Source organism: Xylanibacter oryzae DSM 17970, from assembly GCF_000585355.1.
GTDB classification, from domain to species: domain Bacteria; phylum Bacteroidota; class Bacteroidia; order Bacteroidales; family Bacteroidaceae; genus Prevotella; species Prevotella oryzae.
This window is the reverse complement of sequence record NZ_KK073873.1, coordinates 293,853-311,500: the sequence shown is the minus strand read 5'-3', so window position 1 is coordinate 311,500 and position 17,648 is coordinate 293,853. Positions and strand designations below refer to the sequence as shown.

The following is a 17,648-nucleotide window of genomic DNA, read 5'->3' as shown; positions in this document are numbered from 1 at the left end:
TTCTAATTATATAAATGGATAAATATTTGATTGTCGGTTTGGGCAACGTCGGTGATGAATACGACGGAACCCGCCACAACACAGGATTCATGGTATTGGACGCTTTTGCAAAAGCGTCCAATATTGTTTTTGACGACAAACGTTACGGATTCGTTAGCGAGACAAGTATAAAAGGACGTAAAGTGATTCTATTAAAGCCTAGTACGTACATGAATCTGAGTGGTAATGCTGTGCGTTACTGGATTAACAAAGAAAATATATCGATTGAGCATCTACTTGTTATCGTTGATGATTTGTCGTTACCGCTTGGTTCTCTTCGACTAAAGCCAAACGGCAGCAACGGTGGGCATAATGGTCTTGGCAATATACAGTCTGTATTAGGAACTCAGCAATATGCTCGACTTCGTGTCGGCATTGGCAACGAATTCCCTAGAGGAGGACAAGTAGATTGGGTATTAGGAAAATACAATGCTAAAGATATGGATATACTTAAACCTAATATCGATAATGCTACAGAAATTATAAAAAGTTTTGTTCTGACTGGAATTGATATAACTATGAATGCTTTTAATAAGAAGCATTAGTAATAATAATTATGGAAGAAGCAAGAATTGACAAATGGTTGTGGGCTTCCCGCATATTTAAGACGCGTTCGATAGCTGCAGATGCATGCAAGAATGGACGTGTCACTATTGCCGGTGTTAATGTAAAACCGTCTCGTAATATAAAGGTAGGCGAAACAATTAGCGTAAAGAGATCTCCTATTACATATTCTTTTCGCGTTTTGCAATGCATTGAACAAAGGGTTGGTGCTAAATTAGTACCTCAAGTATATGATAATGTGACAGACCAAAAACAATACGAGCTATTGGAAATGAGCCGAATTAGTGGCTTCGTAGACAGAGCAAGAGGAACAGGTAGACCAACGAAGAAGGAAAGGCGAAGCCTTGACTCTTTTACTGAGCCTGCTGAATTCGGATTTAATTTTGATGATACAGACTTTGACGAAAATGATTAATATAACCACATAAACTCTAAATATCATAATGACTAACATCGCAATTTTTGTTTCAGGTCAAGGCTCCAACTGCGAAAACATCATAAAGCACTTTTCCAAATCAAAAGACATAAAAATATCATTAGTTCTTAGCAACCGAGCAGATGCTTACGCTCTAGTACGTGCTAAAAAATACAATGTACCTACAGAAGTTGTTTCAAAAGATGAATTTAAGAATGAGAATACCTTGATGGCTATAATGAAGAAATATGAGATTGATTTCATTGTGCTTGCAGGGTTTCTTCTTATGGTTCCAGATTTTCTTATTAATAGATACCATCATAAAATCATAAATATCCATCCTGCCCTACTTCCAAAGTATGGTGGTAAAGGCATGTATGGTCATCGTGTACACGAGGCGATAAAGGCTAACAGGGAAAAAGAAACAGGAATGACTGTACATTATGTAAGTAATGTATGTGACGGTGGTGATATTATAGCTCAATACCGCACATCCATTAATCCAGAAGACACTCCATATGATATTGCAGCAAAAGAAATGTTACTAGAACAGAAATATTTTCCTTCTGTAATTGAAAAACTTATAAAAGAAGACAAGAATAAAAGATCTTTATAAAAATAATTTGAATAGAGAATACTTCAACGCCAAAAGTGTTTTAATATAAATTATATAAAGAAATTCACCATACACTAAGTAGAAAAACAAATTTCTAAACCTAGTATATGGTGAATTTTTGCATTCCCTATAGTAGTTTATTACATCATAGGACCGCCGAAGCCTCCGCCGCCATGATGACCTCCACCATAACCGCCTCCAGGTCTGCCGCCGCCGAAGCCACCTCTATTACCGAAACCTTGTCTACCGTCAGGACCGCTATTCATTCCATTATGCATTCCTTTACCGCCAAACATATTCATACGATATATAACATGTACCATTGCATAACTGTTTACACTATTATACTCAGTATCACTACGCATCATTGAAGATATTGTACGGCTGAAGTTACTCTGTTTCTTCAGTATATCATACAATTGTACAGAAACGGTAAGTGGTTTACCTCTTAAGAAACTCTGGCTCAATTGTGCATTCCATACCAGTTCATTAGTATTCATTGACGCCTCATTATATCCCCTTCTACTATTCTGATGAATGTCTGTACTTAGTGATGCTCCCCAAGGAGTATAAAAATTCAGATTCATACCATAAGAAAACTGCCATGTATCCAAATTGCTTGTGCTTTGCAAGTCATTACGAGCATGAGTATAGTTAACACTACCATTCGGTTCTATCTCTATCCAATCGTTACGGTAACTAGCCGCAAGTCTTTCCGACACAGAAGTGCTGAGAGTCGTCATCTCTGTTGATGATTTTAAGGCCTGCTGATAAAGATATCCTACATAATGATTATAGTTAAGTGTCGTGAATGTATTGACATTCCAATAGCCCGTACTGTCAATGGATGTATTATACATTAACATACCCATTGCCGTCCAGTTTCCATTTATATTCTGAGGTTGGCTTATTCTTCCACCTGTTGTCTCATTATATGTAACCATATTACTAATACTGTTACGTGTTGAAGTAAAGTCCAGATTCGCCATAATAGCCCTCTGATGACTTTGAATATAATTATTATAGAAGAATCTCAGTTCATTAGTAAACGAAGGCTTTAATCCAGGGTTACCTTTGGTGATATTCAATGGGTCACTATCATCAGTAATATCAAGAAGGTCAGACATTCCTGGCTGAGTAGAACTTCCACGATAATTAATTCTCAGTTGACTGACATCAGAAAATTTATATCTGAAATCAAATGTTGGTGTTATATTAGTCACTGTACGAGTTGTATCAGTCTGTACGCCCTGATATTTCTGGATAAACTTATTATTCTGAGGTTCAACCTGAACGCCTATATTGAAATTATATTTTTGTTTTATAACACGTAGCATCAACTCTATATCCTGTATATAATTCTTATATTCAGAATATCTACTTAGATTTTTATCCTCATAATTTTCTATTGGATTAGAAGTAGTTACAAAACGATTGAAATAGCTGTCCCAACCGCCATAAGATGGAATTATATCTTGGAAAGATATACCATTCAGATGACTAAAGTCGTAAGTTGCTCGATCACTTTTACTATATTTATATTGAAACTGGTAACTCATCTGCAAGAATATAGACTTTGCAATCGGCTCACTGTAAGTTCCCTGTACACTATAATTCCAATTCTTCGATGGAGTTACATTATATCTATTTGTTTGATATAATGAATCAAGACCTAAAGAATTCTTCAACTGATACAAGGTCACATTAGATGAAGATATTGATTTGCTGTCTGATGTTGAATAACCACCAGATGTAACAAGAGTAATACTTCTACCTTTATCATTAAGTCTTCTGTTTATCTGTAAAGTACCACTTACATTTTTGCTATTACTGTTGCTCACCGAATTATTAAATCGGGTATTGACCATCATACTGTCAGAAGCTAACTTTTGTATTGACTCCAAAGCGAGAGGGTCTGTAACATAAAGATATGGATCTACATTGTATGAAGCAGAACTACTGACAGACCTACTATCACTTGTAGTATAACTAAAAGTTGGTCTGAACAATATATCTGTCATCGAATCAGGTTTCCATTCTAAACGTGCATTACCATTCCAAGTGTCGCTTCTTGAATATTGTTGAGACAAACTATTGGAGAAAGCTCCATTAGCGGTCACAAAGTTTTCAGTAGACTGCCTTATTCTTTGATCACCATCGCTATGATTCCATCTGATGCCTCCATTAAGAGAAAATGTTTTTCCATTATCGTAATTTATATTAAGTCCTAACATTTTAGAAGAGTTTAGACCTTGCTGATTTCCACCACCAAAAGCACCTCCTCGACCACCGCCAGGGAATCCCATATCGTTTGTATTGTTAGCATTAGAAAACATCATATATCGCATATCGTCCTGCATTTTTGCACCCATTACTCTACCAGAATAACGATCATGAGTTCCATCAGCAACATCAGCATTCATAAAAAATCCTTTCTTCATGCCTCTTTTTACACCAAAGTCAAGAACAGTCTGATCATTGCCATCATCTATTCCAGTAGCTTTAGCTAAATCACTCTTTTCATCGTACGCTTTTATTTTCTCAATAATAGAAGTAGGAAGATTCTTAAGAGCTGTTTTGGTATCACCTGTGAAAAATTCTTTTCCGTCGACCAGTATTTTTTTGACTTCTTTACCATTAATTGTTATTTTCCCGTTATCGTCAATCTGAGCACCTGGCAATTTTTTAACCAATTCTTCTATAGCAGAACCTTCTGGCGTACGGTATGCATCTGCGTTATACATGAAAGTATCTTTCTTAACTTGTACCTTTGCCATATGTGCCGTAACAACAGCCCCCTTAAGCATTATCGTTTTAGCCTTATACACAATAGTCCCCATATCTATATTTTTATCACCAGCCATGGTTATCTTCTTATATATAGTAGGATATCCAACATTAGATATTTTAATAAGATACCTTCCATTAGAAGGTGCTGCGACATTGAATATTCCGTCATCTGATGTCACACTGCCACCAATAAACGTACTGTCAGATTTAAGCAGCTGTATTGTCGTCTGCATTATTGCTTCATTTGTATCCGCATCTATCAACTTTCCGGATATTTTACGCTGTTGAGCGGATGTATAGGCCGACGAGATAAAGACTATCACAATCAGCAAAAGGATTCTTCTCATATTTATATAATTATTTGATTTTCTCTTTTATGACGCAAAATTAATCAAATGGTTTAACACAGCAAATAAGAATAAGTGGCAAAAATACATTTTTTATCTTTTTTGTTCATACACATATATCATTCAATGGATGTATCATCTCCTTATAACATATTTTAGGAAATATAATAATTATTGCGAAGAATATTATTACACAAAAAATAGTGACTTTATCAAATATAGTATAAAAAATTTGGTGTTACATTGTAAAATAAGTACTTTTGCATAACAGCAATTATGAAAACAATATGAAAAATAATCAAAGAATTATCATCTCTGATAATTTGGAACAAGACTTAACAAACGCCATAAACCAGTGCGAACATGACAAGATTTTTATTCTTATAGACTCTTCTACAGAGCATTTGTGTTTACCATTAATAGAAGGTTACCAATGCCTTAATGGTTATGATACAATAACAATAGGTACATCAGATACCGTAAAAAATCTAGATACGCTTGATAAAGTATGGACAAATCTTGGCAATGGTGGAGCTTCAAGACATTCTCTGCTTATAAATCTTGGTGGTGGAATGGTTACTGACCTAGGTGGATTTGCAGCATCTACATTCAAACGAGGAATTAATTTCATCAATATACCGACAACCTTACTCGCTATGGTTGACGCTTCTGTAGGTGGAAAAACAGGTATAAACTATAATGGTTTAAAAAATGAAATAGGTGTCTTTAACGATTCAAAATTTGTCATTCTCAATACTACATTTCTCAACACTCTTGATAACATGAATATATGCTCAGGATATGCAGAAATGCTAAAACACGGATTAATAAGTAACGAAAAGATGTGGGCCGAGCTTATCAGCTTCGATCTAGTGAATCCTGATTTAGCAAAACTCCAAAGAATGGTTGCCGACAGTGTCAGCGTGAAAGAACAAATTGTCGATAAAGATCCATTAGAACAAGGCATAAGAAAAGCTCTTAATTTTGGTCATACTGCTGGTCATGCTTTCGAATCATTTGCACTTAAACAAGGTAGACCTATACTCCATGGCTATGCTGTTGCTTATGGAATGATTTGTGAGCTATATTTAAGTGCTGCATTGGTAGGATTCCCAACAGACAAGATGCGTCAAACTGTAAAATTTATAAAAGAATATTACGGTCTTTTCGATTTTACTTGTAATGACTACGATCATTTACTAGAACTTATGACACACGATAAAAAAAATACTGCAGGGATTATCAACTTTACTCTACTTAGTGGCATAGGTGATATTAAAATAAATCAGACAGCAACAAAAGAAGAAATTTTTGATTCACTTGACTTTTTCAGAGAAGGATAATACAATTGGAATTCAATATCAATATATCAGAAAAGACCTTGCATTTTAAACAACCTGCAGGTACATCGCGTGGAATTTACACCACACGTCATTCATGGTTTATTACTATAACATCTCCTGAAAAGCCAAATATTAAAGGCATCGGAGAATGTGCACCGTTGCCCAATCTTAGTTGCGATGATATTCCCGAATACGAAAATATTCTTAAGGCACTATGTCAACACTTCTGTCTATCTGGTAATATCAACTATGATATAATGCGTCCTTACCCTTCTATGCTTTTTGGACTAGAATCAGCTCTGCAGCAATTCAACAGAGGTGGTTCAGAATGCCTTTTTGATACTCGTTTTGGGCTAGGAGAAGAAGGCATCCCTATCAATGGACTTGTATGGATGGGATCATTTGATGAAATGCTGGTCAGAATTGAGGATAAAATGAAGTCTGGATTCCGTTGCATCAAACTAAAAATTGGTGCAATCGACTTTGAGAAAGAAATAGGACTGATAAGACACATACGAGAATATTTTACGACTGAACAGATTGAACTACGTGTTGATGCCAATGGTGGTTTTACTCCTGATAATGCAATGAACAGGCTTGAACGTCTAGCGAAATACGACATTCATTCCATCGAGCAACCAATTAAACAGCATCAATGGAAAGAGATGGCTATGCTTTGCAAAGATTCACCATTACCAATAGCATTGGATGAAGAACTTATCGGTATAAATATGCCTACAATGAAAGAAGCACTTCTTGACTCAATACATCCTGCTTATATAATATTGAAACCATCTTTGCATGGAGGCATGAAAGGCTCTAAAGAATGGATAGAACTTGCTAACCAACGAGGCATAGGTTCATGGATAACAAGTGCGCTTGAAAGCAATATTGGCCTTAATGCTATTGCCCATTTTGCAGCAAAGACATATGGCTCCAATATCAAGATGCCTCAAGGACTAGGAACTGGTCAATTATTTACAGATAATATAAAAATGCCAATTGAAATAAGAAAGGATGCTTTATGGTTCTCTCCGAATTCTTAACAGAGTGGAATAATTCAGAAGATAGAATTTTAGTACACACTAGCGGTTCAACAGGGCAGCCCAAACCGTTATTGGTAGAGAAACGTCGTATGGAGGCCAGCGCCAAAGTAACCTGTTCTTTTCTTGGATTAGGAAGTGGAGATACAGCCCTACTATGTATGCCTCTTGATTATATCGCAGGTAAGATGGTTGTTGTTAGGTCTATTGTATGTGGCATGCATCTTATCGAAGTAGAGCCATCTGGCAATCCACTCAAATCATTAGACACAGCCCCATCATTTGCCGCGATGGTACCTATGCAGGTTTTCAATAGTCTAAATAATGCTCACGACCGCAAATTACTAATGCAGATTAAGCAACTTATAATAGGTGGAGGTGCTATTGATGACGACATGGCAAAGATCTTAAAAGAATTTCCAAACGCAATATGGAGTACATATGGGATGACCGAAACACTTTCTCATATAGCTCTTCGTCGGTTGAGCGGAAATAATGCTAGTGAATGGTATACGCCATTCGAATCTATCAACATAAGTATTGGCACAGATGGATGCCTTGTTATAAAAGCGCCCGATATCTGCGAAAGTATTCTAAAGACAAATGACCGTGCAGAAATATCAACAGATGGTAAAAAATTTAGAATAATTGGTCGTAAAGATAATGTTATAGACAGCGGAGGAATTAAAATACAGATAGAAGAAGTTGAAAAAAAATTAAGACCTTATATACATATACCTTATATAATAACGAAAAAGACAGATAAAAAATTTGGTGAAATTGTTGTGATGCTTATTGAAACATCAGACTCGAACATTAACAGCATAAAAAAGACATGCAAACAAATATTACCAAAATATTATATGCCAAAACTTTTCATCAATGTTGAACACATTCCTTTGACTGAAACAGGTAAACCAGCTCGTTTAGAAGCCATGAAAATTGCCAAACGAATAAATAAATAATCCATAAAATATTAATATAGGTATTGGTTGTGCATTCTATTGCTGCACAACCAATATTATTTTACGGCAATTTGGGATATTTTTTAAAGTCTGGTTTACGTTTTTCCAAGAAAGCTTTACCTCCCTCTTGTGCCTCATCCAGAAAATAATATAGCATTGTTGCATCTCCGGCCAATTCCTGAATACCAGCCTGTCCATCTAATTCTGCATTAAGGCCAGCTTTAATCATTCTCAATGCCAACGGACTACGCTCCATCATTGTCTCAGCCCACTCCACACAAGTATCTTCAAGCTTATCAAATGGGACAACAGCATTTACCATACCCATTTTTTCAGCTTCTTCTGCAGAGTATTGTCTGCACATAAACCATATCTCGCGAGCCTTCTTCTGTCCTACTATACGAGCTAGATAAGAAGCACCAAAACCAGCATCAAACGATCCAACCTTAGGACCTGTCTGTCCAAATATGGCATTTTCGCTGGCAATAGTAAGGTCACACATAAGATGTAACACATGTCCGCCACCAATAGCATAACCATTAACCATAGCAATGACAGGTTTTGGCAGAGAACGAATTTGTTTCTGTACATCAAGCACATTAAGACGTGGTACTCCATCATCGCCAACATATCCTCCACGCCCTTTAACATGCATATCTCCACCAGAGCAGAAAGCCTTATCACCTGCTCCTGTCAATATTACAATACTTATATTCTGAGCTTCTCTACAATAAGAAAAAGCCTGACTCATTTCCCAAGTTGTCTTAGGAGTAAATGCGTTACGGTATCTAGGACGATTAATCGTAATTTTAGCTATACCGTTATATTCTTCGAACAGGATCTCTTCAAAATCCTTAATCGTTTTCCAAACTCTTTTTTCCATATCCAATTTATTTCAATTTTATATTTTAATAGTTATAGTATTCCTTATAAACTCTAGCATCTTCGTCTGGATCTGTAAAAACTTCAAACAAAAGGGGACGACTACTGCCTGAATTCATAAATTTACACATATTTTCTTGCAACTCTTTTTCATTATGGGCACAAATATAACCGATGTTATTTTCATCACATATACCATGTGCGCTAGTTCTATGACTTGCTGCAACCATTGTTTTACAAACAGGGCTATCAGATAATCCTTTTAAATTTTTAAAAATTCCACCACTATTATTATTTAGAAGTAATATTCTTAAGTTTCCTCCTATATTTTGATTCCACAAAGCGTTTTGGTCATAAAAGAAACTTAAATCACCTATCACGCAAAATACCATATCCTCAGAAACTACCGAAAAACCAGCAGCAGTAGATAAACTCCCTTCAATACCATTAACACCTCTGTTTACATACAGATAATCACTTTCTGAATATATAATACCTAAACGAACAGGCATACTATTAGCATAATGTATCTTATAATCATAATCGACATCTCCCAACTGCATCTCAAACTGATATACAGCCATCATCTCTGAATATCGAGGTATATATTCCATCATATGCTTTACAGCATAATCTATTTGCTCTTGCCACCTTTGTCTGAATGCTAACGGAGAATTCTCTAGTAAATCAGCTGCATCAGTATCATCAGCCATACAACTATTTTTTATACTATTATCCAATATTGTAAGAACATCAAAAGGGTCTGCCTCAATAATTCCTGTAAGGTTCATAAAAGTATCATGTACCTCACCATCTTCAGTAACCTGCCAGCATTCCGCATTTTCAGCTTTACGCAAAAATTTTTTTATACGTTTGCTTACAAGAGTACCTCCAATATACAAGATAAAATCTGGCATATAATCTTCATTAGCTCCAATTTTATGTAATACCTCATCAAATGGCAAATTAGATTGGAATGGAGACAATGGTTCCCTTATTACCATTGCATATTGTTCTATATTGGCAAGCTGTATTCCCTTACCATTGCAATAAGGCAACTGCCCAATCACGACCATCGGGCTCCTTGCCTCAAAAAAGTCAGTTATCATATCTCTAGACACTATCTGTGTGTCTACGATAGAAGGTATATATGATATTTTTCTTTCTTCTGACAATTTATCTGTATTAAAAGAAAACAAAGGTTCTGTTATCGGAACATTAATATGTACTGGGCCACCACCTTTCATTTTCATTTTAATTAAGGCCTCATTCACTAATCTGTTACAGTACCAATGTTCCTCTTTGTTATGCGGTTCTGGTAATGATACGCACCCAATTACAAAATGGCCAAACGCACCAGGTTGAGGCAATGTCTGTCCATCCAGTTGTCCTATCCAAGCCTTTGGACGATCTGCTGAGATTACAATAAGAGGCAAATGCTGATAATAAGCTTCAGCTACAGCAGGGGCGAGATTAAGCAACGCCGTACCGGATGTAACACAAACAGCCACAGGTTCTGCAGAAGCCAAAATCATGCCCAAAGCATAAAATCCGGCACTTCTTTCGTCCGTAACCGGATAGCATACAATTCCGTCACATTCATTTAGATTATGAACAATTGCAGCATTTCTTGATCCAGGGCATACTACAGCCCTTTTTACTCCGTGCGCTTTCAGTAGCGACGTAAGTATGTTTATATTTTCTTTGTCACTAAACATTTTCCCATTGTTTCAATTTTATCTTCTGTTTCCTTCCATTCCATAGCCTCTTCACTATTCTTTACAAGACCTCCTCCTGCATGCAATTTATAAGTACGTCCCTCTATATTCATACATCTTAAAGATACGTATAGATGAGTTCCATACTGAGTGTTCAGAGGTCCCATAAATCCACTATAATAATGTCTAGGAACACTTTCATTTTTAAGTATAAACCTACGTGCTGTATCTTTAGGTAGTCCGCATACAGCAGGAGTTGGATGTAGAGAATTTATAAGTTCACCAATATTATCAGAGGTCTGCAAAGTAAAATCAAAATTACTTCTCAGATGCACTAAATTACCGGCACGTACTGTAAAAGGACCTTCCTCCACAACATTATTAGAGAACTTGTCAAGACATTCCTTGATATATTTAGCCACGTATCCTTGTTCCTGTATGTTTTTATCACTCCATTTTATCATGTCAGAGTCACACATTTCATTAGATGCATCGAAATTGAGCTGACAACCTTCCAATTTCATTGTTCCTGCCAAAGCAATTGTACGCCAATTTCTTTCATGTCCTTCCAACAGAATCTCAGGCGACGCAGTTAACCATGTTCCACTGCGTTCAGTATGTACAAGAGCAATAAACATACGCGGGTATAGCTTGCATGCTCTTTTGAAAAGCTCCTCAGGGGCTATTTCCAATTTACTTTTAACTACCTTACGACGTGCTAAAACTATTTTACTAAACTTTCCACTTGCAATCTGCGAAGAGAAATTCTCATAGTCGACCGTATATTTCAGTCTTTCAGCCCCTTCGTATACTGCATCAAAATAGTTTTCGCTATCAGAGTTACTATTCTTAAAAGTATAATCAAAATCGCTTAACAGAATTTTTTTAGTCTTTTCTGATTCGAGCAACAATATTGGTTCATCCTTTGATGCATTAAAAGGTGCTATAACGAACCCCTCTTTTCCACTTAAATCAGAGTATGACAACAACTCAATAGGCTGTCGCATTTTCTGACTCAGCAATGTGCAGTAGTTTTCATGTGGAAAACGATATAAAGCAAATGACGACATTATTTGTTCTTATTAATTATATAATTAGTAACACTAACAGTAGAGATTAGTTCACCGGCCGAATTTTTTACTTCCACATCCCATACATGAATAGTGTTCCCCTTGTGTTTAAGAGTAGCCTTCGCTATAACGGTATCACCCTCAACAGCAGCTTTTAAATGCTGTCCACTTACATTTATGCCCATAGATATCTGATCAGGACAAAGGCACGTAGATCCAAATCCAGCCAAAGTTTCAGCCAAAGCCAAAGTAGCTCCTCCACTTAAGAAGCCAAAAGGTTGACGGTTACGTTCATCCACATGCATACGCGCCATACAAATATCGTCCTCGGAAGTTGGAACAAATTCCATTCCGAGGGCGCTAGACAAATCAGGCTTTTCAGCCATTTGCTTTAATAAATTATCTATCTTCAATTATTTTTATTTCTTAATTAGTTAATTACTTAAATAAAGAATACTCCTTTACATTCCAAGCAAGGGCACTAGCACCAAGAACATCCCTCTCCCGGTCATTCAAAGCCGAACGTATCAATTTAACTTTACCCCTTATATTATGGAACAAATGTTCCTGAAAACTCTGATAAGTAGGTTCTACCAACCATTTACCGGCATGAACGATACCACCAGCCAGTATTATTGCTTCAGGGTCTATTATTGCGGCAAGATTAGCAAGAGAAATACCAAGGATATATCCTGTTTTACGGTATACCTCTTTAGCCATCTCATCACCCTTGTTACAACAATCTGTTATCTCCTTAGGCGTAAGTTTTGTTATACTGTAGTTCCTCATCAATGAAGGTCTGTCACTCCCCTCCATAAGTTCACGGGCAGTTCTTAATATACCTTTTTCAGCCACATAAGTTTCAAGACATCCTTTCAGTCCACATTCGCATTTTCTTCCGTTGTCTACCACACACGTATGTCCCAATTCGCCGGCAAAACCATTATTACCACCTACCAGTCTTCGTTCACTGAATATAGAGCATCCAAGACCATGACCAATAGTGACAATTGCAAAATTAGTCAATCCATGAGCACTTCCAAACGACAATTCACCGAAAGCTATTGCCACACTATCATTTGTTATAGCTACAGCTAGTCCTAGTCGGTCCCTCACCATTGCGGCTATTGGTATTGACCCTTTCCATGGCATATTAGGAGAATTCTCAACACTACCTGTTTTGAAATTTCCGCTAGGACAACTCATACCGACAGATCTTACCGTTTCGAAACCACCATTATCATCTACAAGTTTGGTAATCGCATCACAAAGTGCAACTATAAAACCATCTATTTCAGGATAATCCTGAGTACATATATCAGAACTGGCTATGACATGACCCCTAACATCGACAATCGCGAAAGACGTGCGTTCCAGACTTATGTCTACCCCTATTACACGTGTCTTATTTGTATATAAATCCATAGCTTATAGTATTTTATAAATCCAGTAACTTATTTTCCTCTCGTAACATTTTTATTACATCACAAATATAATATATTTTCTTTATCCGCATGTCTTTTTTAGCTAATTTTAACAAAAACAATAATAATACATTTACATTTAAAATATGTGTTTGTAGAGCATCGTAATATAAAAAAGCAAAAATAGTATGTCCTTTCAAAATTATTTATTAATTTTGCACCCATCAAAGTGAATATATTCAATAAAAATGAACGTTTTAGAATTAAGTGAACAGGAAATTGTAAGACGCCAAAGTCTTCAAGAACTGCGCAATATGGGTATTGACCCGTATCCTGCTGCTGAGTATCCAACCAATGCTTTTTCTACGGATATAAAAGCAGACTTCAAGAATGACGAGAAACGCGAAGTATGCATAGCCGGACGACTCATGAGCCGCCGTGTAATGGGAAAGGCATCTTTTGCTGAAATCCAGGATTCAAAAGGTAGAATTCAAGTTTATGTTACCCGTGATGACATTTGTCCAGACGATAACAAAGATCTATATAATGCAGTATTCAAACGTCTGCTTGATATTGGTGACTTCATAGGTATCAAAGGTTTCGTATTCAAAACACAGACAGGTGAGATTTCTATACATGCACAAAGCCTTACGCTATTATCAAAGAGTCTTAAACCATTGCCAATTGTAAAATACAAAGATGGCGTGGCATATGATAAATTTGACGATCCTGAGCTCCGTTTCCGTCAGCGCTATGTAGACCTGATTGTAAACGAAGGTGTAAAGGATACATTCATGAAACGCGCAAAGGTATTAGAAACTATGCGCAACTATTTTAACGAAGCAGGCTATACAGAGGTAGAGACACCTACTCTTCAGTCTATCCCAGGCGGTGCCAGTGCACGTCCATTCATAACGCATCACAATTCTCTTGATATTGACCTATATCTCCGAATAGCAACAGAGCTATACCTCAAGCGCCTTATCGTAGGCGGATTTGAGGGAGTATACGAAATAGGAAAGAACTTCCGTAACGAAGGAATGGACAGATTCCACAATCCTGAATTTACGTGTATGGAACTTTACGTCCAGTATAAGGATTACAATTGGATGATGTCCTTCACTGAAAAGTTACTTGAGACTATATGTATCGCTGTAAACGGCAAAGATGAAAGCGTATTTGACGGTAAGACGATAAGTTTCAAAGCCCCATTCCGCCGTTTGCCTATTCTTGACGCAATAAAGGAAAAGACAGGCTATGACCTTAATGGCATGGAAGAATCTGAAATCCGCGAAGTATGCAAAAAGCTGAATATGGAGATTGACGACACCATGGGCAAAGGAAAGCTTATTGATGAGATCTTCGGTGAGTTCTGCGAAGGAACCTACGTACAGCCAACCTTCATAATAGATTATCCTGTTGAGATGTCTCCACTAACAAAGATGCACCGTTCTAAACCGGGACTTACAGAACGTTTTGAACTTATGGTAAACGGTAAAGAACTTGCCAACGCATACTCAGAGCTTAACGACCCAATTGATCAGGAAGAGCGTTTCAAAGAGCAGATGGCCCTTGCAGACAAAGGCGATGACGAAGCAATGCTCATTGATCAGGACTTTTTACGTGCTTTGCAGTATGGTATGCCTCCTACTAGCGGTATAGGTATTGGTATAGACCGCCTTGTAATGCTAATGACCGGTAAATCTACAATTCAGGAGGTTCTTCTGTTCCCACAGATGCGCCCTGAGAAGAAGATGCCCAAAAGCAGCATTGCAGAATGGGCCAAAATCGGTGTATCAGAAGATTGGGTAGCTGTATTAAACAAAAGCGGTTACAATCTCATATCAGATATTAAAGATGTCAATCCACAGAAACTGCAGATGGATGTCTGCGGCATCAACAAAAAATATAAATTGGGCTACGACAATCCTAAAGTTGACGAAGTAGCTCTTTGGATAGAGAATTCTAAACTCTAAAACAAAAGAAGTGTACGATTGCGGTAAAATAGCGATAATCGGAGGAGGTAGCTGGGCAACAGCAATTGCAAAGATTGTAGTTCAGCATACGCACCAATTGGGTTGGTATATGCGTAGGGAAGACCGTATAGACGATTTCAGACGTCTTGGTCACAACCCGGCATATCTTATTGGTGTACATTTCGATGTCAACGAACTCTCTTTCTCAACGGATATTAATAAGATAGTAGATACTTACGACACACTGGTGTTCGTAACACCTTCACCATATCTAAAAAATCATCTAAAAAAACTAAAGACCCGCATAAAGGACAAATTTATCATTACAGCTATCAAGGGTATTGTCCCTGACGAAAATCTAGTCTGTAGTGAATATTTTCATCAAGTATACGATGTGCCTTACAGCAATCTAGCTTGCCTTGGAGGTCCATCTCATGCAGAAGAGGTAGCCCTTGAACGCCTCTCCTATCTTACAGTGGGATGTTCTGACAATGAAAAGGCTCAAGCATTTGCAGACATATTGACCAGCGATTATATAAAGACAAAGACAAGCAGCGATGTTGTCGGAATTGAATACGCATCCGTATTAAAGAATGTGTATGCAATAGCCGCAGGTATATGCAGTGGACTGAAGTATGGAGACAATTTCCAGTCCGTCCTTATGTCTAACTCTATACAAGAGATGTCAAGATTTCTACGTACAGTGCATCCAATAGACCGAAATGTAGACGATAGTGTATATCTTGGCGACCTTTTAGTAACAGGGTATTCCAATTTTTCACGAAACCGTGTATTTGGAACGATGATAGGCAAAGGCTATAGCGTAAAGAGTGCACAGATAGAAATGGAGATGATAGCAGAGGGGTTCTTTGGTACTAAATGTATGAAAGAGATCAACCGCCACTGCCATGTCAATATGCCTATATTAGATGCGATATACAACATATTGTATGAGCGTATATCACCACAGGTAGAGATAAAACTCCTCACCGACTCTTTTAGATAAAACATTACAATACTCTAAATAGTAAACATTATGAAAAGTATCAGCTTAGACATTACTAAAGCCGCCCAATTTCTAAACGAGGGCGCTATCAAATCGTATGAGCCACATGTTAAAGCCGCTCAAGAAGCTCTTGAGAACGGTACATGCCCAGGCAACGACTTTCTGGGATGGCTTCATTTGCCATCATCAATAACTTCTTCGTTCTTAAAAGAAATACAGGATTGTGCCAACGTACTGAGAGCAAACTGCGAAGTTATAGTTGTAGCAGGCATTGGTGGCAGCTACCTTGGAGCCAGAGCCGTTATTGAGGCATTAGGAAACTCTTTCTCATGGCTCGTCGGTGACAAGAAAAATCCAACTATTGTTTTTGCAGGCAACAATATAGGCGAAGACTATCTCTTTGAACTGACTACATACCTTGCCGGAAAGAAATTCGGTGTGATAAACATATCCAAATCAGGTACAACAACAGAGACTGCTCTTACATTCCGCCTACTTAAGAAGCAGTGCGAGGCACAGAGAGGAAAAGAAGAAGCTAAAAAAGTTATCGTAGCAGTCACAGATGCACATAAAGGTGCTGCACGTGCTGCTGCCGACAAAGAAGGATACACTACATTTATAATTCCAGACAATATAGGAGGCCGTTTCTCTGTTCTTACTCCGGTAGGTCTGCTCCCTATTGCATGTGCAGGTTTTGACATTACAAGCCTGGTAAGTGGTGCTACTGGTATGGAGAAAGCATGTGGCAAAGATGTTCCTTTCGCAGAAAATCCAGCAGCAATCTATGCAGCTGTTCGCAACGGTCTGTATTCTCAGGCAGGCAAGAAAATTGAGATTATGGTCAACTTCCAGCCTAAACTCCACTTCATCAGTGAGTGGTGGAAACAGCTTTTTGGCGAAAGTGAAGGAAAAGAGAATAAAGGTATCTTCCCTGCATCATGCGATTTTACTACTGATCTTCACTCTATGGGTCAATGGATACAAGAAGGCGAACGCACTATATACGAAACTGTTATTAGTGTAGAAGAGACCAATGAAAGACTTCTATTCCCGAAAGATGAGGAAAACCTTGACGGCCTTAACTTCCTTTCAGGGAAGCGTGTTGATGAAGTCAATAAAATGGCAGAATTAGGTACTCGTCTTGCTCATGTAGACGGTGGTGTACCAAACATCCGTGTATCTGTTCCTAAGTTGAATGAGTATTATATCGGTCAGTTGATTTACTTCTTCGAAATAGCATGTGGTATCAGTGGTAATCTCCTAGGCGTTAACCCATTCAATCAACCTGGAGTAGAGGCATACAAAAAGAATATGTTTGCCCTTCTCGACAAACCTGGTTATGAGGCAGACAGCAAAGCGATAAAAGAACGCCTCTCTAAAGAAGCATAACAATATTATAAGATAATAGGAATGCCAAAGGCATATCTTTAAACGTTTATTATAAATCCCG

The 17,648-nt window shown here is 37.5% G+C and carries 15 protein-coding genes; 9 read left to right on the top strand and 6 right to left on the bottom strand.

Features of this window, described 5'->3' with window-relative positions:
- The first annotated feature begins 14 nt into the window (after positions 1-14).
- From pth to purN, 3 genes are read left to right on the top strand one after another with little or no spacing between them, the layout of a single operon-like run.
- The gene (gene pth, locus XYLOR_RS01100; protein WP_036876213.1) at positions 15-584 is read left to right on the top strand and encodes an aminoacyl-tRNA hydrolase; all 570 of its coding nucleotides are present in this window, start codon (positions 15-17) and stop codon (positions 582-584) included.
- A gap of 8 nt (positions 585-592) precedes the next feature.
- Positions 593-1,018: an RNA-binding S4 domain-containing protein gene (locus XYLOR_RS01095; protein ID WP_036876212.1), complete on the top strand. Its 426-nt coding sequence runs from the start codon at positions 593-595 to the stop codon at positions 1,016-1,018.
- 28 nt (positions 1,019-1,046) lie between these two features.
- Positions 1,047-1,634, top strand: coding sequence for a phosphoribosylglycinamide formyltransferase (gene purN, locus XYLOR_RS01090; RefSeq protein ID WP_036876210.1), 588 nt, complete (start codon positions 1,047-1,049; stop codon positions 1,632-1,634).
- 140 nt (positions 1,635-1,774) lie between these two features.
- Here purN and XYLOR_RS01085 read toward each other — a convergent pair whose 3' ends face one another.
- Positions 1,775-4,771, bottom strand: coding sequence for an outer membrane beta-barrel protein (locus XYLOR_RS01085; protein WP_036876208.1), 2,997 nt, complete (start codon positions 4,769-4,771; stop codon positions 1,775-1,777).
- A gap of 287 nt (positions 4,772-5,058) precedes the next feature.
- Between XYLOR_RS01085 and aroB the strand changes: the two genes are divergently transcribed.
- Genes aroB through XYLOR_RS01070 form a run of 3 tightly spaced genes read left to right on the top strand, consistent with a single transcriptional unit; the run spans position 5,059 to position 8,122 of the window.
- Complete coding sequence (gene aroB / locus XYLOR_RS01080) at positions 5,059-6,114, top strand: 3-dehydroquinate synthase (RefSeq protein ID WP_036876207.1); 1,056 nt, start codon at positions 5,059-5,061, stop codon at positions 6,112-6,114.
- A 5-nt stretch (positions 6,115-6,119) separates the two neighbouring features.
- Complete coding sequence (locus XYLOR_RS01075; protein ID WP_036876206.1) at positions 6,120-7,160, top strand: o-succinylbenzoate synthase; 1,041 nt, start codon at positions 6,120-6,122, stop codon at positions 7,158-7,160.
- Positions 7,139-8,122, top strand: coding sequence for an AMP-binding protein (locus tag XYLOR_RS01070; protein WP_036876204.1), 984 nt, complete (start codon positions 7,139-7,141; stop codon positions 8,120-8,122). Before XYLOR_RS01075 ends, XYLOR_RS01070 begins: the two co-directional genes overlap by 22 nt.
- Positions 8,123-8,183: 61 nt before the next feature.
- Here the strand turns inward: XYLOR_RS01070 and menB are convergent, their stop codons facing one another.
- Genes menB through XYLOR_RS01045 form a run of 5 tightly spaced genes read right to left on the bottom strand, consistent with a single transcriptional unit; the run spans position 8,184 to position 13,217 of the window.
- A complete protein-coding gene (gene menB, locus XYLOR_RS01065; protein ID WP_036876203.1) occupies positions 8,184-9,005 on the bottom strand; it encodes a 1,4-dihydroxy-2-naphthoyl-CoA synthase in 822 nt (273 codons plus the stop codon).
- A 25-nt stretch (positions 9,006-9,030) separates the two neighbouring features.
- The gene (gene menD / locus XYLOR_RS01060; protein ID WP_036876202.1) at positions 9,031-10,722 is read right to left on the bottom strand and encodes a 2-succinyl-5-enolpyruvyl-6-hydroxy-3-cyclohexene-1-carboxylic-acid synthase; all 1,692 of its coding nucleotides are present in this window, start codon (positions 10,720-10,722) and stop codon (positions 9,031-9,033) included.
- Positions 10,698-11,792 (bottom strand): isochorismate synthase, encoded by a 1,095-nt coding sequence (locus tag XYLOR_RS01055; RefSeq protein ID WP_036876201.1) that lies wholly within the window; start codon positions 11,790-11,792, stop codon positions 10,698-10,700. The genes menD and XYLOR_RS01055 overlap by 25 nt, the downstream gene beginning before the upstream one ends.
- Entirely contained in the window at positions 11,792-12,178 is a 387-nt protein-coding gene (locus XYLOR_RS01050) for a PaaI family thioesterase (protein ID WP_154655642.1), read from the bottom strand. The genes XYLOR_RS01055 and XYLOR_RS01050 overlap by 1 nt, the downstream gene beginning before the upstream one ends.
- Before the next feature lie 52 nt (positions 12,179-12,230).
- Positions 12,231-13,217 carry an ROK family protein gene (locus XYLOR_RS01045; protein WP_036876199.1) on the bottom strand — a complete coding sequence of 329 codons (987 nt, stop codon included), beginning with the start codon at positions 13,215-13,217 and terminating at the stop codon, positions 12,231-12,233.
- Positions 13,218-13,464: 247 nt separating this feature from the next.
- Here XYLOR_RS01045 and lysS point away from each other — a divergent pair, with 247 nt between their 5' ends.
- Genes lysS through XYLOR_RS01030 form a run of 3 tightly spaced genes read left to right on the top strand, consistent with a single transcriptional unit; the run spans position 13,465 to position 17,587 of the window.
- Complete coding sequence (lysS, locus tag XYLOR_RS01040; RefSeq protein WP_036876197.1) at positions 13,465-15,192, top strand: lysine--tRNA ligase; 1,728 nt, start codon at positions 13,465-13,467, stop codon at positions 15,190-15,192.
- Between the two features lie 10 nt (positions 15,193-15,202).
- Positions 15,203-16,198: an NAD(P)H-dependent glycerol-3-phosphate dehydrogenase gene (locus tag XYLOR_RS01035; RefSeq protein ID WP_036876195.1), complete on the top strand. Its 996-nt coding sequence runs from the start codon at positions 15,203-15,205 to the stop codon at positions 16,196-16,198.
- Between the two features lie 30 nt (positions 16,199-16,228).
- The gene (locus tag XYLOR_RS01030; protein ID WP_036876193.1) at positions 16,229-17,587 is read left to right on the top strand and encodes a glucose-6-phosphate isomerase; all 1,359 of its coding nucleotides are present in this window, start codon (positions 16,229-16,231) and stop codon (positions 17,585-17,587) included.
- Positions 17,588-17,648 lie beyond the last annotated feature (61 nt).

Coding starts and splice junctions, on each gene's coding strand:
- pth (WP_036876213.1), top strand. CDS start 15: ATGGATAAATATTTGATTGTCGGTTTGGGCAACGTCGGTGATGAATAC.
- purN (WP_036876210.1), top strand. CDS start 1,047: ATGACTAACATCGCAATTTTTGTTTCAGGTCAAGGCTCCAACTGCGAA.
- XYLOR_RS01085 (WP_036876208.1), bottom strand. CDS start 4,771: ATGAGAAGAATCCTTTTGCTGATTGTGATAGTCTTTATCTCGTCGGCC.
- aroB (WP_036876207.1), top strand. CDS start 5,059: ATGAAAAATAATCAAAGAATTATCATCTCTGATAATTTGGAACAAGAC.
- XYLOR_RS01070 (WP_036876204.1), top strand. CDS start 7,139: ATGGTTCTCTCCGAATTCTTAACAGAGTGGAATAATTCAGAAGATAGA.
- menB (WP_036876203.1), bottom strand. CDS start 9,005: ATGGAAAAAAGAGTTTGGAAAACGATTAAGGATTTTGAAGAGATCCTG.
- menD (WP_036876202.1), bottom strand. CDS start 10,722: ATGTTTAGTGACAAAGAAAATATAAACATACTTACGTCGCTACTGAAA.
- XYLOR_RS01055 (WP_036876201.1), bottom strand. CDS start 11,792: ATGTCGTCATTTGCTTTATATCGTTTTCCACATGAAAACTACTGCACA.
- XYLOR_RS01050 (WP_154655642.1), bottom strand. CDS start 12,178: ATGGCTGAAAAGCCTGATTTGTCTAGCGCCCTCGGAATGGAATTTGTT.
- XYLOR_RS01045 (WP_036876199.1), bottom strand. CDS start 13,217: ATGGATTTATATACAAATAAGACACGTGTAATAGGGGTAGACATAAGT.
- lysS (WP_036876197.1), top strand. CDS start 13,465: ATGAACGTTTTAGAATTAAGTGAACAGGAAATTGTAAGACGCCAAAGT.
- XYLOR_RS01030 (WP_036876193.1), top strand. CDS start 16,229: ATGAAAAGTATCAGCTTAGACATTACTAAAGCCGCCCAATTTCTAAAC.